The sequence below is a fragment of the Sagittula salina genome (genome assembly GCF_017813235.1).
Classification (GTDB): domain Bacteria; phylum Pseudomonadota; class Alphaproteobacteria; order Rhodobacterales; family Rhodobacteraceae; genus Sagittula; species Sagittula salina.
The window spans coordinates 259,460-273,815 of record NZ_JAGISH010000002.1; the positions used below are offsets into that span (position 1 = coordinate 259,460).

Annotated in this window: 15 protein-coding genes; 6 read left to right on the forward strand and 9 right to left on the reverse strand. The window is 64.8% G+C overall.

Annotation, left to right across the window (positions count from 1 at the left end):
- Window positions 1-26: 26 nt before the first annotated feature.
- Window positions 27-314: a DUF6477 family protein gene (locus J5474_RS05190; protein WP_209359740.1), complete on the reverse strand. Its 288-nt coding sequence runs from the start codon at window positions 312-314 to the stop codon at window positions 27-29.
- A gap of 273 nt (window positions 315-587) precedes the next feature.
- Between J5474_RS05190 and J5474_RS05195 the strand changes: the two genes are divergently transcribed.
- Window positions 588-1,706, forward strand: a complete 1,119-nt coding sequence (locus J5474_RS05195) for a DUF6456 domain-containing protein (RefSeq protein ID WP_209359741.1) — start codon at window positions 588-590, stop codon at window positions 1,704-1,706.
- Window positions 1,707-2,093: 387 nt separating this feature from the next.
- Here the strand turns inward: J5474_RS05195 and J5474_RS05200 are convergent, their stop codons facing one another.
- Window positions 2,094-3,596, reverse strand: a complete 1,503-nt coding sequence (locus tag J5474_RS05200) for a catalase (RefSeq protein ID WP_209359742.1) — start codon at window positions 3,594-3,596, stop codon at window positions 2,094-2,096.
- Between the two features lie 316 nt (window positions 3,597-3,912).
- Between J5474_RS05200 and lipA the strand changes: the two genes are divergently transcribed.
- Window positions 3,913-4,863 (forward strand): lipoyl synthase, encoded by a 951-nt coding sequence (lipA, locus tag J5474_RS05205; protein WP_209359743.1) that lies wholly within the window; start codon window positions 3,913-3,915, stop codon window positions 4,861-4,863.
- Between the two features lie 377 nt (window positions 4,864-5,240).
- On the opposite strand, the gene J5474_RS05210 is transcribed toward lipA, so the two are convergent.
- The 3 genes from J5474_RS05210 to hpt all read right to left on the reverse strand — a co-directional run bounded on the left by J5474_RS05210 (window position 5,241) and on the right by hpt (window position 7,239).
- Window positions 5,241-6,113 carry a cytochrome c gene (locus tag J5474_RS05210; protein ID WP_209359744.1) on the reverse strand — a complete coding sequence of 291 codons (873 nt, stop codon included), beginning with the start codon at window positions 6,111-6,113 and terminating at the stop codon, window positions 5,241-5,243.
- A complete protein-coding gene (locus J5474_RS05215) occupies window positions 6,114-6,563 on the reverse strand; it encodes a c-type cytochrome (RefSeq protein ID WP_209359745.1) in 450 nt (149 codons plus the stop codon).
- Between the two features lie 127 nt (window positions 6,564-6,690).
- Window positions 6,691-7,239 carry a hypoxanthine phosphoribosyltransferase gene (hpt, locus tag J5474_RS05220; RefSeq protein ID WP_209359746.1) on the reverse strand — a complete coding sequence of 183 codons (549 nt, stop codon included), beginning with the start codon at window positions 7,237-7,239 and terminating at the stop codon, window positions 6,691-6,693.
- A gap of 66 nt (window positions 7,240-7,305) precedes the next feature.
- Between hpt and J5474_RS05225 the strand changes: the two genes are divergently transcribed.
- From J5474_RS05225 to J5474_RS05240, 4 genes are all read left to right on the forward strand, one after another.
- On the forward strand, window positions 7,306-7,749 hold the full coding sequence (locus J5474_RS05225; protein WP_209359747.1) for a type II toxin-antitoxin system RatA family toxin: 444 nt from the start codon (window positions 7,306-7,308) through the stop codon (window positions 7,747-7,749).
- A gap of 110 nt (window positions 7,750-7,859) precedes the next feature.
- Window positions 7,860-8,324 (forward strand): hypothetical protein, encoded by a 465-nt coding sequence (locus tag J5474_RS05230; protein WP_209359748.1) that lies wholly within the window; start codon window positions 7,860-7,862, stop codon window positions 8,322-8,324.
- Between the two features lie 134 nt (window positions 8,325-8,458).
- A complete protein-coding gene (locus tag J5474_RS05235) occupies window positions 8,459-9,019 on the forward strand; it encodes a hypothetical protein (protein ID WP_209359749.1) in 561 nt (186 codons plus the stop codon).
- 259 nt (window positions 9,020-9,278) lie between these two features.
- Window positions 9,279-10,535, forward strand: coding sequence for an MmgE/PrpD family protein (locus J5474_RS05240; RefSeq protein ID WP_209359750.1), 1,257 nt, complete (start codon window positions 9,279-9,281; stop codon window positions 10,533-10,535).
- A 50-nt stretch (window positions 10,536-10,585) separates the two neighbouring features.
- Here J5474_RS05240 and J5474_RS05245 read toward each other — a convergent pair whose 3' ends face one another.
- The 4 genes from J5474_RS05245 to J5474_RS05260 form a co-directional block, all read right to left on the reverse strand.
- Window positions 10,586-11,764, reverse strand: a complete 1,179-nt coding sequence (locus tag J5474_RS05245; RefSeq protein ID WP_209359751.1) for an ammonium transporter — start codon at window positions 11,762-11,764, stop codon at window positions 10,586-10,588.
- A 347-nt stretch (window positions 11,765-12,111) separates the two neighbouring features.
- The gene (locus tag J5474_RS05250) at window positions 12,112-12,585 is read right to left on the reverse strand and encodes a CinA family protein (RefSeq protein WP_209359951.1); all 474 of its coding nucleotides are present in this window, start codon (window positions 12,583-12,585) and stop codon (window positions 12,112-12,114) included.
- Window positions 12,585-13,079: a phosphatidylglycerophosphatase A family protein gene (locus J5474_RS05255; RefSeq protein WP_209359752.1), complete on the reverse strand. Its 495-nt coding sequence runs from the start codon at window positions 13,077-13,079 to the stop codon at window positions 12,585-12,587. Before J5474_RS05255 ends, J5474_RS05250 begins: the two co-directional genes overlap by 1 nt.
- Complete coding sequence (locus tag J5474_RS05260) at window positions 13,079-14,209, reverse strand: bifunctional 2-C-methyl-D-erythritol 4-phosphate cytidylyltransferase/2-C-methyl-D-erythritol 2,4-cyclodiphosphate synthase (protein ID WP_209359753.1); 1,131 nt, start codon at window positions 14,207-14,209, stop codon at window positions 13,079-13,081. The genes J5474_RS05255 and J5474_RS05260 overlap by 1 nt, the downstream gene beginning before the upstream one ends.
- Window positions 14,210-14,356: the final 147 nt, after the last annotated feature.

The window sequence follows — 14,356 nt, forward strand, 5'->3', positions numbered from 1 at the left end:
CGGCGTGGAGGGCAGTCCGGGGCGGCCTAGCGGGCCGCCTCGCGCAGAAGCCGGGCCTCTCCCATCATCGCGGTCAATACCTCCACATGGCGGCTGACCGCGTAGGTGGCGTCCTGCCCCCGACGGCGCTCGTCGAGTTCGGCCTCGATCTCCATCAGACTCATCAATGCCTGCCCGGGGCGCGGCAGGGTGGCATGCCCCAGAACCCGTCTCAGGCATGGGCTGCGGCGATATTCCTGCGCCCCGATCCGCGCGGCGCTGATCAGCAGGCGTGGGCGGCGCAGGTCTTCAAGCAGGCCAAGGACATCCTTCATCGTCGTGCTCCTTCGTGGTCGCGCTGTGGATCAATGCGATCCACCGGCAGTCCATCAGAGCACATCCGGAGCGGGTGTTGCACGCAACGGATCCGTGCGCACGTCACATTCATGTTTGATTATCACTTGTTAGGAATGATCGGACTCGCGGAAAGCTGTTAACCAAAGAGTAACTAACTCACCCATAGGTTGCGACTTGGTAAATGGGGATAAGTCTGTGCAAAAACCGCCGATAACTCTGACCCGGCTCTGGGTCCGGAACGGATGCTGCTGATGATGGCTGCGAGGCCGGGAGATACGGAACAACCGCTGCCCGGATGGGTGCCCGACGCGGTGCGCGTGTACGTCGCGCATACGGAGACGGGCCGCTCCATCCGTGATCTGGCGCGGCATCGGGGGTGTCACCCCTCAACCGTTCTCCGGCAAATCCGGAAGGTGGAGATATTGCGCGACGATCCCCTGGTCGATGCAGCTTTGTGCAACCTGGGGGCAACCGGGAGTGGGGACCCGGCCCCGAGAGCCAGAAAGGACGATAAGCGAATGACTGCTGCCGTGAACATGCCGGTATCCCCGGACGAGACCACGCTCGCGCGGGAAGCGCGACGCATCCTGCGCAGGCTGTGCGAACCCGGCGCGGTGCTGGCCGTGGCCGCCGAGATGGAAAAGGCCGTGGTCGTGCGCGATACCGGCGAAGGCGGCAGCGAGCGCACCGCCGTGGTCGAGGCGGGCATCGCGCAGGCGATGGCCCTGAAGGAGTGGATCCGCTGTGCCACGCCCGCACGGGTGTCGCGCTACCGGATCACCGCCGCGGGGCGGGCGGCTCTGAACCTGATGATGGCCCAGCATGAGACCAAGCTGCGCGGTTTTGCAGAAGCTCAGGCCGGATTCGACACCGGACGCGAGGCGGGCCGCGCGCTCGAAGAGGTCGAGCGTGATCCCCGGATGCGCAAGGGCCGCTATGTTCTGGCAGAAAGCCCGCTGATAGCGCTGGGGCGCCGCCGCGACAAGGATGGCGCGCCGTTTCTGACCGATGTGCTGGTCGCGGCAGGCGAGCGGCTCCGCGAGGATTTCGAACTGTCGCAGTTGGGGCCACGCACCACGCAGAACTGGGACCAGTTCCTGACGGCCGGGGTTTCGGCCCAGGCAGGTTCCGGGGCGGGCAGCGGGGCACAGGCTGCGCAGGAACGCCTGAAGGCTGCGCTGAAAGACCTCGGAGCGGGCCTGGGAGATGTGGCGCTGCGCTGTTGTTGTTACCTGGAAGGGATCGAAACCGCCGAAAAGCAATTGGGCTGGTCGGCGCGCTCTGGCAAGATCGTCTTGCGCATCGCGCTGCAGCGTTTGCGCCGTCATTACGAGGAGCGTGGACGCGCTGGCGGCGATCTGCTGGGTTAACTGGCGGCGATCTGCTGGGTTAAGGTGTCGCTCCGGTCAGCCGGGAGCCAGTGGGGTTGTGGTGACAGCCTCGGGTAACCCGAATGACCGTGGCGCGTCGGCGTCTTGCCCGATGCGCGCGTTGACACTGGCGGCGACGGTCACGCCGAGGGCCACGGCGGCAAATGTCAGTACGGGACGGTGCATAATGCTCTCCATCGTCGGGTTATCCCTGATACGATGGTGGTGATGAAAGCCGTCTGAACATCCCGCATTCTAAGCAAAATCATGCCGTAGAGGAGACTTCAGAGGAGACTTCTGCCAAAAAGCGGCCGGCCGAGAGGGGGGCCGGCCGCGCCCGACGCGCGCGGAACAGGACAGGGAACACAAAGCGCGCGCCGGTATGGTTTACTGTGCGACCTTGGTCGGCGTGTCCGGCGTGACCGGCAGGGCCGGGGCACTCTCGCAGGCCCTGCGGACGCCTGCCGCATAGTCCGGGTGCACGCGCTCGAGCACGGCGTACCAGCGTTCCTTTACCGCGTCCGAGCACGGATCCATCGCCCCGGCCATGTTCTGGTGCAGACGTTCACGTTCCTCATCGTTCAGGACTTCCTTGTAAAGCGCACGCGGCTGGACGAAATCGTCTTCGGTGATCTCCTGCTTGTGGCGATAGGCGTCCGCATCGATCCGCAGCGGCGGCTCGTTGACCGACGGATCGGCGACGGGGGCATCCTCGTACTGGTTCGGCTCGTAGTAGGCGTTCGGGTTGCCGCTGTCGTTCCGGAAGAACCGCATCTGCCCGTCCTTGTGGTAATGCTGGACGCCCGACTTCGGTGCGTTCGCGGGCAATGCCTCGTAATGCGTACCAAGCCGATAGCGATGCGCGTCGGCATAGGAAAACACCCGCGCCTGGAGCATCTTGTCCGGGGAATAGCCGATCCCCGGCACCACGTTGGACGGCGAGAAGGCGGCGTTCTCCACCATCTGGAAGTAGTTCTCCGGGACGGTGTGCATCTCGAGTTCGCCGACCTCGATCAGCGGGTAATCCTTGTGCGACCAGACCTTTGTCAGGTCGAAGGGGTTGAAGGGATAGCGGTGCTCTTCGCCTTCCTTCATGACCTGAATGTACATCGTCCACTTCGGATGCTTGCCGTCCTGGATCATGTTCCAGAGGTCTTCCTGGAAACTTTCGCGGGTTTCACCGATCAGTTTCTTGGCTTCCTCGTTGGTGTAGTTTTCGATCGGTTGCTGGCTGCGGAAGTGGAACTTCACCCAATGGCGTTCGCCTTGGGCATTCCACATGGAGAAAGTGTGCGAGCCGTAACCGTGCATATGGGCGGGGTTCTTCGGGATACCGCGATCCGACATCAGGATGGTTACCTGGTGCACCGACTCGGGCTGGCCCGCCCAGAAGTCGAACATCGCCTCGGGAGAGCGCATGTTGGTCTTGGGGTGGCGCTTCTGGGTGTGGATGAAGTCCGGGAATTTGTAGGGATCACGCACAAAGAAGATGGGAGTGTTGTTGCCCACCATGTCCCAGTTGCCTTCCTCGGTGTAGAACTTCAGCGAAAAGCCGCGGACGTCGCGTTCCGCATCCGCCGCGCCAAGCTCGCCAGCCACGGTTGACCAGCGCGACAGCACATCGCAGCTGTTTCCCACCCGAGAAAAGAGCCCGGCGCGGGTGTAGCGAGTGATGTCGTGGGTGACGGTAAAGGTGCCCTGCAGGCCCCAGCCCTTGGCGTGCACAGTGCGCTCCGGGATGCGCTCGCGGTTCTGGTGGGCGAGCTTTTCCAGAAGCTGGTAGTCTTCGAGCAGGACCGGGCCCCGCGGACCGGCGGTGCGCGCCGTATCGTTGGTCGGGGCGGGCGCGCCAGCGGTCGTGGTCAGGGTGGGGCGTCGATCGTAGGACATCTGTGGCTCTCCTTGCCGAGGTCGGTTGTTCGACCAACGGGTCGGCTGGCCATCACGTTCCATGAAAGTTTGGATATGGTTCGATAGGGAGGGATTATCGGGTTCGCCACGCCTGGCGCGCCGACCCGCCCGGGGTTTCACCCCCGGACCCCGAAGTATTTGGGCCAAGAAGAAGAAGAACAGGCGCGAGCGCACCGAGGTCTCTCGGGTCTCTACCAGACCACGGCGGCGCGGGGGTGGCACCTGCGCGGGCTGGATTTGTTGTGCGGAGGGGCGTAGGAGGGACAAAAGCGGATGTAGCGAGAGGCCCGGAGCCATGCGTGATCTTAAGATCCCCGGCGAGCGTCACCCTGAAAAGGCGCATCGCCCGGACAATGCCCAACCCAAGAAACCTGACTGGATTCGCGTAAAGGCGCCTGGCGGTGAGGGCTATGCCCGGACGCGGAGGATCATGCGGGAGCACAACCTGGTGACCGTCTGCGAGGAGGCGGGCTGTCCCAACGCCGGCGAATGCTGGAACCAGGGCCATGCCACGATGATGATCATGGGCGAGATCTGCACGCGGGGCTGCACCTTCTGCAACGTCGCCACGGGTCGCCCCGATGTGCTGGACGTATTCGAGCCGGGCCGCGTGGCGGATGCGGTGCAGAAGCTGGGGCTGAACCACGTCGTCGTGACCTCCGTGGATCGGGACGATCTGGAGGACGGCGGCGCGGAACATTTCGCCCAGACGATCCGCGCGATCCGCCATCGCGCGCCTGGCACCACTATCGAGATTCTGACCCCGGACTTCCTGAAGTGTTCGCCTCAGGTGCTGGAAGTCGTGGTGGCGGCGAAGCCCGACGTGTTCAACCACAACCTCGAGACCGTTCCGGGGCTTTACCCGACGGTGCGGCCGGGGGCGCGGTATTTCCATTCGCTGCGCCTGTTGCAGCGGGTGAAGGAACTCGATCCGTCGATCTTTACGAAGTCCGGCATCATGGTCGGCCTCGGCGAGGATGCGCAGTCGGTACGTCAGGTGATGGATGACATGCGCGCGGCGGATGTGGATTTCCTCACCATCGGCCAGTACCTGCAGCCGACGCCAAAGCACCACCGCGTGGATCGCTTCGTGACGCCGGAGGATTTCGCGTCCTATGAGAAAGCGGCTCTTGGCAAGGGGTTCCTCATGGTTTCAGCCACGCCGCTGACGCGGTCGTCTTACCACGCGGGCGACGATTTTGCCCGGCTACGGGCGGCGCGTGCGGCGAAGCTGGCACAGGTTTGAGCAGGCCTGCGTGACGCCGGGCTTCATGCGGGGCGGGGCCGGCGGGGGGGCTGCGTGCGGGTGAAGTTGTCAGCTGACAACTGCTAACGCACGCTGACGAAAGACTGAACGAAGGGTTGCCGTGACACGTCGCCAGGTCTGGGCGAGGGCGGCGCGAAGGCGGTATCGCACGACGGAATGCACGCAGCGGTGTCCCGCGGGGGCGTCGGGGATCGGATCACCCGACAGGCCTGTTAGGAGCGACGCGGGCCAAGCGATACGGGTCGGGCGACACGGGCAAAGCCACCGGGCAAAGCTACCGGACCAGTATGCTGAACCGGCGCCCGGCGGTTTGCGGGTGCGTGCCGTGTCGGCATTGCGCCGCGCCAACCGTCCGTTCAGGGCGCGGGCAGTGCCTTTATGTAGGCGGCGACGGCCTGCCGGTCTTTGGCCGACAGCTTTGCGAAGTTGTCCACGACCTCCGCCATATGCCCGCCGACGCTGTCGAAATCCGGGGTGAAGCCGGTTTCGAGGTAATAGGCCACGTCCGCAGCCGACCAGTCGAGCTTGTCCGGCGTCAGGGAAGGGATCGTGCCCTTGCCGTTCGGGTTCGGCGCGCCAGCCAGCCAGCGGGATTTATCCAGCCCGCCCAACGCATTTCGGGGCGTATGACACTCGCCGCAATGGGCCAGCGTTTCTACCAGGTAGCGACCGCGCGCATTGCCGTTCTCTGGCATCACATAGTCGTCGGAGAAGAACAGCAGCTTCCAGCCGCCAAGGCTGCGGCGGATGTTGAACGGAAAGCCCACGTCATGCGGTTTGGACGCGACATCCGAAGCGGGCAGCGTCTGAAGGTAGGCGTAGAGGTCAGCGACGTCCTGCGGCGCCATCTTTGTATAGGCCGTGTAGGGGAAAGCGGGGTAGAGGTGCCGCCCCGCGTCGTCCACGCCCTGCGTCACCGCATTGGCAAACTCCAGCAGCGACCACGACCCGAGCCCGGACGCAGACGGCGAGATGTTGGGCGCGTAGAAAGTGCCGAAATCGGAGGCAAAGGCCTGCCCGCCCGCGAGCACCAGCCTGTCTTCGCCCTTGGCCTCTGGCGCGTGATGACAGGAGGCGCAGCCCGCGGCGGTAAAGAGCCATTGACCGTGTTCGGCGTCGCCGGTCAGCGCCTCGTAATGCTCCGCTGTCACCGTGCCGGGCGCGGTCAGCCACCATGCGGCCCCGGCGGCGATTACCGCCACCGGGATCAGAACCCGTGGCCAGCGCATTTATTCCGGCGCGCGGTAGGTGTCGTGGCAGGCCTTGCAGGCGCCGCCCAGCTGACCCAGCGCGGGTCCGATTGCCTCCTGCCCGGTGGCGGCCACCGTCTGCATGTTCCTCGCGGCATCTCCCAGCGCGGCCCATTTGGATTCGAAGTCGGAGAAGTTGTCCCAGATGTTCGGCTGCGCGCGGGTGTCGTCGATCGACATGCTGTCGGAGCCTTCGGGGAATAGCGTCGCCTGATGCACCATGGAGACGCCGACGATGGAGTCGGCTGCGGCCTGCGCGGCCTCCGCGTCATAGGGCATCGCACCTTTTGCCATGCCGCCGAGAATGCCGACGTTCAGCGCCAGGATGTTGAACTGGCCCTTGCGGCCCTCCAGCTGACGGTTTTCCTCGGCCAGTACGGACCCGGCCAACATGGCCAGCACGGCGGTTGCGGTAACAATCGTCTTCATGATCAGTCTCCCTGTTTTTAATCCACCCAGCATAGTCTGACCGCGCCTCGTGACAAAGAATGCGCGGTTGTGCATCCAATGAGACACTCTATGCGCCACCGCACAAGCTTTGAGTGCATGACCGGGCTCAGTCTGACGAATCCGTGAAGCGGACCTTGCCGATGAAGGGCAGGTTGCGATTGCGCTGCGCAAAGTCGATGCCGTAGCCCACGACGAACTCGTCCGGGATCTCGAACCCGATCCAGTCGGAGCGGAAATCGACCTCCCGCCGCGATGGTTTGTCCAGCAGGGCGATGGATTTCAGTCGCCGCGGATGGCGCGAGGACAGCAGGTGGATGACGTGGCTCAGGGTGTGGCCGGTATCGACGATGTCCTCGACCACCAGCACGTCGCGGCCTTCGATGCCGGAGCGCAGGTCCTTCAGGATGCGGACCTCGCGGCTGGACTCCATCGTGTCGCCGTAGCTTGACGCCTCCAGGAAATCGACCTCCACGGGCAGGTCCAGTTCGCGCACGAGGTCGGCGATAAAGACGAAACTGCCGCGCAGCAGACCGACCACGACCAGCTTGTCGGTATCGGCAAATTCGCGCTTGATCTCGCCGGCCAGTGCCTCGATCCGGGCGGCGATGGCCTTCGCCGTTATCATTTCGTCTACGACATAAGGCCGCTTTGTCATGACATCACCTTGATTTTTCGGGCGGAGCATACGACATCCACCCCCGTTGTCATCAAAAGTAGACCCATGCCCGAGCATTCCGAAACCCGCAAGCTGCCTTATACCGCGCAACAGATGTACGACCTTGTTGCGGACGTGGCCAACTACCCGAAGTTCCTGCCGTGGACCGCCGCCGCGCGCATCCGGTCGCGGGAAAAGGAGGGCGATCACGAGGTGATGCTCGCGGACCTCGTGATTTCGTTCAAGGTATTCCGGGAGAAGTTCGGCTCGCGGGTGACGCTCTGGCCGGAGGACATGCGGATCGATACCGAATACCTTGACGGGCCGTTCCACCACATGGTGTCGAAGTGGGGTTTCAAGGACGTCGAGGGCGGCTGCGAGGTGTCCTTTTTCGTCGACTTCGAGTTCCGCAACCGCATCCTGCAGGGGGCTGCGGGGATGTTCTTCTACGACGCCATGCAGCGCGTGGTGCGTGCCTTCGAACGGCGTGCGGCAGAGCTTTACGGCTGAGAGCGATCTAAGGGCTTCGCTAACCACGATGTGAAGCGCGGGGGGCATTGCCCAATTCGAGTCACATTCTCCGGACATCTCTGGCCTCCCGATCGGAGAAGGAGGCAGCGATGATCGAAGCAACCACACCCAGTCCGGCGACCCTCGCGCTATTTGCTGCGCGCACAGGGGCGGGAACGCCCGATCCGGCGCCGGTTTCGCAGGGCGCCACCGCGCCGAAATTCGGTGTGACGCCGGCCGGTAACCCGGCTTCCGGAGTTTCGGCATTCGGGGTGTCAACATCTGTAACCGCGCCCATGCCGGCGGCGAGCGGTGTGCCGGACCGCGCAGCGATGGGGGTCTATGCCAATCCGGCGTTGACCACCGGCACGCCGGGGCGGGGGGCCGCGACCCGGATCGATGGTCAGCTTTCCTTCGGACGTGGTGTGACGGAGGCCCGGGGTGCTGCGACTGCGCAGGCCGTCGCTGGCCACTCACAGGCGGCCGCAAGCCCCGTGCAGGCGGCCGCAGGCTACGCTCGGGCGGGTGCCGCGGCGGTGCCCCGGGCGACGCCCTTTTTGGATGCGTCCGCCTGAGGTTGTTCGGCTTAGCGGCGCGTTAACCCTTGGGGCCGAAATCCCGGCGCCCAGGGGTCCGCTGCCCCCGTTTGGCCCGATTTGGCGCGCATCCCTAATGTCCGAGTGACATACCTTCAGAAGGGATAAATGAAATGCCCTCATTGTTTTCGATACCGACCCAGGCGCCCGGCGTCAGCCTGCCGCCGCGCGCGCTGAACGAGGTCGAGCGCACGCCCCCTGCCCAGTCGCGCAACGCTGCAAGCGGGGTTTCTTACGGCGACGCGACACAGGGGGCCGGGGCGCCCGCCGCCACGGGGGCGGTCAACGCGCCCTCTGCGGTCCAGCCGCAGCCCGCCGCGGCGCCGCCGGTCTCGACCTCGCAGGCGGGGCGCCTGACCGCCGCCGTGATTTCGCTGCAAGCTAAGGGTGAGGCCCGCGAGGCCAAGGACGAACAGGCGGCAGAGGTGCAAGCGCAGGATGCCCGGACCGAAGCGGTCCGCCAGAGCGCCGAACCGCGCGGCACGGACCAGGAATACATCGAGTTCGAGGGAAACCGCGATGACGTCCGCTCCGGCAACGGCCCGGCCGAAGCGCTGACGGAAAAGGGCCCGGAGGATGAAGGCAAGGCCACGCGCGAGGCGGTTGAGCAATATCGTGATGCCAATGAGACGACCTCCGCTGCAGAGCCCGCGCGCCAGCTGATGAGCGCCTGAGGACCAGTGCGTGACGCGTGGCGCCTGTGAAGCGCTGGTCCTCGATGATCACGGCGTCACGGACGTGCCGGGAAGGACGGGCCGGAACGATGGTGCTGCAATGGCGGCCGAGGATGGCGGCTTCCGGATTTCAATACCCACGCCACCAGACTGACAGGGGCGGCGGAACGAAGCCCTCGGGAAATCCTCCCGGGGGCGTTCCCTTTTGCCGCGGGCTGCGGTTAACCTCCGCCGGAATCCACCAGTCAGAGGCCCCCTCATGTCCACCATCGCATCCATCCTGAGGGCCTCCGAGGCCGCCCTGTCCAGCGTGGAGGCGCGCCAAGTCATGCGGCTTTCCACGGTCGACTGGCTGGCCTGCGGCATCGCCGGACGCGACGAACCCGTGGCCCAGGCCGTGCGCACCATGGTCACCGAAGAAGGCGGCACCCCGCAGGCCACGCTCTTTGGCGGGGGCCGCGTGCCCGCCCGCGCGGCGGCGCTGGTCAACGGGTCGGCCTCGCACGCGCTCGACTATGACGACACGCATTTCGCCCACATCGGGCACCCCTCTGTCGCGGTGCTCTCCGCGGCTTTCGCCATGGGGGAACGTGTGGGAGCGTCGCTCGAGGCGGTGGTCGACGCGGGTCTGATGGGCTGCGAGGCCTCTGTCCGCTTTGGCCTGCTCTTTGGCCGCGCGCACTACCAGGTGGGGTTTCACCAGACGGCCACTGCCGGGGCCTTTGGCGCTACCGTCGCTGCCGGGCGGCTGGCGGGGCTGGACGGAGCGGCCATGACCCACGCGCTGGCGACAGTCTCGACCCGCGCCTCCGGCTTGAAGTCGCAGTTCGGCACGATGGGCAAGCCATTCAACGCGGGCATTGCCGCCGCCAATGGGGTTGAGGCCGCGCTACTGGCGGCGCAGGGCTTCACCTCCAACCCGCAGGCACTGGAGGGCGTCAACGGCTTCCTCGCCACCCACCACACCGATGGTGCCGCCGAGCAGTCCGACCGGCCGCTGATGGTCTCCGTCTCTCACAAGTTCCACGCCTGCTGCCACGGCTTGCACGCCACGCTGGAGGCGCTCGCGACCCTGCCGCGCCCGACCGACGTCGCGGCCATCACCATCGCCACCCATCCGCGCTGGCTGACCGTCTGCAACATTCCCGCCCCCGCCAGCGGCTTGCAGTTGAAGTTCTCCTACCGGGCGATCGCTGCCGCCGCGCTGCTTGGTCATGACACCGCCGCGCTGACCACCTACACCGACGCGCTCTGCGCCGACCCGGCTCTGATCGCACTACGTGAGCGCGTCACCGTCATCGCCGATCCCGCGTTGCAAGAGACCGAGGCGCTTGTCACCCTCGACACTCCCGAAGGCACGCTGGAGGCGCATCACGACCTCGACGCGGCACTACCGCTCGACCACCGCGAGGCACGGGTGCGAGCCAAGGTCACCGCGCTTCTGGGCGAAAGGGCCGATATCCTCTGGCAGGCGATCACCACGAACGCGATGCAGGACATTCTCCGCCTGATGTAAAGCAAAACGGGCCCCGAAAGGCCCGTTTCCATTCCCGATCTGCCCAGAAATCAGGACACGTGATCGTAGGCCCGTTCGCCATGCGCCGCGAGGTCGAGGCCAGTGACCTCTGTTTCCGCGTCCACGCGCAGCGGCGTGATCGCCTTTACCAGGTAGATCAGCACCAGTGTCACGACGACGGTGAAGGCGCCGACGATCACCAGCGACCCCAGCTGTGCCGCCCAGGTGCCCGCGCCAAAGACCGCGATCATGATCGTGCCAAAGATGCCGCCAACGCCGTGCACCGCGAAGACGTCCAGCGTGTCGTCGATCTTTACCGTGTTGCGGATGAGGTTGACCGCCTCCTGACAGAGGATACCCGCGATCAGGCCGATGATCAGAGCCTGAATCGGTGTCACGAAGCCCGATGCGGGGGTGATCGAGGCGAGACCGGCGATGGTGCCCGTGACCATGCCAACCAACGAGGATTTCCCGAACTTGACCCGTTCCCACAGTGCCCAGGTCAGCGAGGCCGCGGCTGCCGAGATATGCGTGACGGTCATCGCCATCGCCGCGCCGCCGTCGGCTGCCAGCTGCGAGCCACCGTTGAAGCCGAACCAGCCGACCCAGAGCATCGACGCCCCGATCATCACGTAGCCGGGGTTGTGCGGGGGTTTCGACGCGTCCCGTCGCGGGCCGAGGACAATGGCGATCAGCAGGGCCGCGAGGCCGGCGGTTTCATGAACCACGATGCCGCCGGCAAAATCCTTGACCCCGGTTTCGCCAAAGATGCCGCCGTCGGCCAGCATGCCGCCGCCCCAGATCCAGTGTGTTACCGGCGCGTAGACCAGCAGCATCCACAGAGCAGAGAACAGAAGAACAAAGCCAAAGCCGATGCGCTCTACGTAGGCGCCGACGATCAGGGCCGGAGTGATGATGGCAAAAGTCATCTGGAACGCGAAAAATAGCACTTCGGGTATGGTTCCCGAAACGGTGTCGGCATCGACGCCGTTCAGGAAAGCCTTGCCCAGTCCACCCCAGAGCGCGCCTTCGCCGCCGAAGGCGATGGAATAGCCGAAGGCAAACCACAGCACGCTCATGACGCAGGCGATGGCATAGCAATGCATGAAAACGCTGAGCACGTTGCGCGCCCGTACGAGGCCGCCGTAAAACAGGGCAAGGCCCGGCAATGTCATGAACAGCACCAGTGCCGTCGCGACGATGATCCAGGCGGTATCCGCTCCAACCATGAAAGACTCCTTCCCTCCTTCGCGCCCCGGGCGGGCCGCGTACAGTCCGAAGGCGCCTATGGCGGGATTCCGCTGCATCGCAAACGATCAATTGGCCGTGCCAGTGAGTAATTCGTCGGCATTTCGCAAAACGCCCGCACCGTAGGCTTTATTTTCGGTTAATGCCTGTTTTGCGGGCAGCGCATGAATGCCGAATTGTTGGCGTTTCCTCAACCTCGGGGTGGCGGGTCCGCCTGAATTTTAGGCGGTTCTTGGACCGGGCACGGGGAGAGGCGGGGCCGCGATACGGGCGGCGGGTGTCGCTCGTGCGGTGCGCAGGGTTTGTATATCGGACTTCCTGACCGGGGTCAGAGTGCGGCGAGGATCATTTTCAGCGCATGCCGCGTTGCCGCATCGCGCACCTGAGCACGGCCAAGTGCGCCATGCTCGACGGTCTCGGTCCGCGTGCCTCGCGCGGTGCTCACTGCATAGCAAACCCGGCCTTCGGGCTTGAACTCCGATCCGCCGGGGCCTGCAATGCCGCTGATCGCAATGGCCACATCTGCCCCCGCAGCGCGGCGCGCACCTTCGGCCATCTCGCGTGCGACTTCCTCGGAAACCGCGCCGTATGTGTCCAGGGTCGTGCATGAAACGCCCAGCATGTCAGACTTCGCCTGGTTGGAGTAGGTGACGAATCCGCGTTCGAAGATCGCGGAAGATCCCGCGACATCGGTCAGCGCGGCGGCGACCTTGCCGCCAGTGCAACTTTCTGCGACCGTCACGATCTTGCCAGTATTCCGTGCGGTTTCAATTATTTGCGCGGTGATGCTCGTGTTTTCCATCATGACATCAGCACCCCGTGTGCAAGGCCCGCCAACACGATGGAGACCAGCGCGGCAAAGATTCCCGCCACCACGTCGTCAAGCATCACGCCCATGGCATCGCCCCGCCGGTCGGCGCGGCCCACAAGCCAGGGTTTCCAGATGTCGAACAGGCGGAAGAGGACAAAGCCCGATACCCAGCCAGGCCAGAGCCGCCAGACCTCGGCCCCCATCATGCCTGCGCCGTAGGCCACGGGCATGATGGCGATCCACTGGCCCACGACCTCGTCGATGACGATCCACGACGGGTCGTGATCTCCGGTTTTCGTCAGCGTTTCCGTGGCCTTGAGACCGAGAACGAAGACCCCCACGGTCAAAGGCAGGAGGAGCCAGAAACCGCCCAGGACGATGATCCCATAGGCCAGCGGCAGCGCTGCCAGTGACCCCCAAGTGCCGGGCGCTGGCCGCAGAAAGCCAACCCCGGCAACAGAGGCGAGCTGTTTCGCGAGCCCCATCACGACGCCACCAGCGTCGCGGTGGCCAGCGCGGAGATGCCTTCCTCTCGGCCGGTGAATCCAAGCCGCTCGGAGGTCGTCGCCTTGATCGAGATGCGTGTCCGGTCGAGATCCATGATGCGCGCCATTTCATGTGTCATTTCATCGGCATGCGGTCCAATCTTCGGGCGTTCGCAGACGATGGTGACATCGATGTTTCCGATGGCAAAGCCCTTCGCACGCGCGAGGTCGACCGCATGTTTCAGAAATATCTCGGAAGCGGCGCCTTTCCACTGCGGATCTGTGGGCGGGAAGTGCCGCCCGATGTCGCCCTCTGCCAAGGCACCATAAAGCGCGTCGGTGACGGCATGCATGGCCACGTCGGCATCCGAGTGGCCTTTCAGCTTGCGTTCGTGAGGAATGCGCACCCCGCAGAGGATGACGTGATCGCCGTCCTCGAAGGCATGCACGTCATAGCCGTTTCCAAGTCTTACATCCATGTCGTCTTGTAACTCCTGGCTTGCGCGAAGAAAATCCTCCGGCGTTGTGATCTTGAAGTTGGCTTCGCTGCCCGGGGTTATGGTGACACGCATACCGGCTGTGCGGGCTACCTCCACATCGTCGGCCGCCGTTCGGGTGTTGGCGCGATGCGCGGCAAGGATGGCGTCATAATGGAAGCCCTGCGGCGTCTGCGCCCGGTAAAGCCCGGCGCGGTCCTGTGTGCCGGCCACGTATCCTTCGGCTCCGACCCAGAGCGCGTCAGAGACGGGCACGGCGGGTGCCGCGGCCTCTACCGTTGCGAGTGCATCTAGCACGCCCTTCACCACCTCTGCGGTCACGCAGCAACGTGCGACATCGTGGATCAGGACCTCGGCAGGCGGATGGTCCGTCAGTGCCTCCAGCCCGAGGCGGACCGACTCGGACCGTTCCGCGCCGCCCGTCACGAGGGTGACGTCGAACCCTGCGCAGGCGGCATCGGCCAAGGCGTGGTCATCGGGGTGGATCACCATGACCAACCGCCCGTAGGGTGCCATTCGCTGGACAGTCCAGCGCGCTACGGGTTGCCCCGCAACCGCGCGCCACTGCTTTGGCAGGCCGCCCCCGGCACGCCGTCCGCGTCCCGCCGCGACAATCAGAATGACCCTGTCCATGCGTCTGTAATCCCTTGCTTTCTCCGTCATAGGCGTAGGAATGCGTGCTTGCAATCCACAGCACGGGTGCACAATTAACAGGCAAATGCTCGCTCGGGCGTCGTCGAGGCGCGGCGAAACATTGAATAAATACAACGACGAGTCTAA

What these genes read in the sequence shown, in the direction of transcription:
- J5474_RS05190 (WP_209359740.1), bottom strand. Translation starts at nt 314, where the DNA reads ATGAAGGATGTCCTTGGCCTGCTTGAAGACCTGCGCCGCCCACGCCTG.
- J5474_RS05195 (WP_209359741.1), top strand. Translation starts at nt 588, where the DNA reads ATGATGGCTGCGAGGCCGGGAGATACGGAACAACCGCTGCCCGGATGG.
- J5474_RS05200 (WP_209359742.1), bottom strand. Translation starts at nt 3,596, where the DNA reads ATGTCCTACGATCGACGCCCCACCCTGACCACGACCGCTGGCGCGCCC.
- lipA (WP_209359743.1), top strand. Translation starts at nt 3,913, where the DNA reads ATGCGTGATCTTAAGATCCCCGGCGAGCGTCACCCTGAAAAGGCGCAT.
- J5474_RS05210 (WP_209359744.1), bottom strand. Translation starts at nt 6,113, where the DNA reads ATGCGCTGGCCACGGGTTCTGATCCCGGTGGCGGTAATCGCCGCCGGG.
- J5474_RS05215 (WP_209359745.1), bottom strand. Translation starts at nt 6,563, where the DNA reads ATGAAGACGATTGTTACCGCAACCGCCGTGCTGGCCATGTTGGCCGGG.
- hpt (WP_209359746.1), bottom strand. Translation starts at nt 7,239, where the DNA reads ATGACAAAGCGGCCTTATGTCGTAGACGAAATGATAACGGCGAAGGCC.
- J5474_RS05225 (WP_209359747.1), top strand. Translation starts at nt 7,306, where the DNA reads ATGCCCGAGCATTCCGAAACCCGCAAGCTGCCTTATACCGCGCAACAG.
- J5474_RS05230 (WP_209359748.1), top strand. Translation starts at nt 7,860, where the DNA reads ATGATCGAAGCAACCACACCCAGTCCGGCGACCCTCGCGCTATTTGCT.
- J5474_RS05235 (WP_209359749.1), top strand. Translation starts at nt 8,459, where the DNA reads ATGCCCTCATTGTTTTCGATACCGACCCAGGCGCCCGGCGTCAGCCTG.
- J5474_RS05240 (WP_209359750.1), top strand. Translation starts at nt 9,279, where the DNA reads ATGTCCACCATCGCATCCATCCTGAGGGCCTCCGAGGCCGCCCTGTCC.
- J5474_RS05245 (WP_209359751.1), bottom strand. Translation starts at nt 11,764, where the DNA reads ATGGTTGGAGCGGATACCGCCTGGATCATCGTCGCGACGGCACTGGTG.
- J5474_RS05250 (WP_209359951.1), bottom strand. Translation starts at nt 12,585, where the DNA reads ATGGAAAACACGAGCATCACCGCGCAAATAATTGAAACCGCACGGAAT.
- J5474_RS05255 (WP_209359752.1), bottom strand. Translation starts at nt 13,079, where the DNA reads ATGGGGCTCGCGAAACAGCTCGCCTCTGTTGCCGGGGTTGGCTTTCTG.
- J5474_RS05260 (WP_209359753.1), bottom strand. Translation starts at nt 14,209, where the DNA reads ATGGACAGGGTCATTCTGATTGTCGCGGCGGGACGCGGACGGCGTGCC.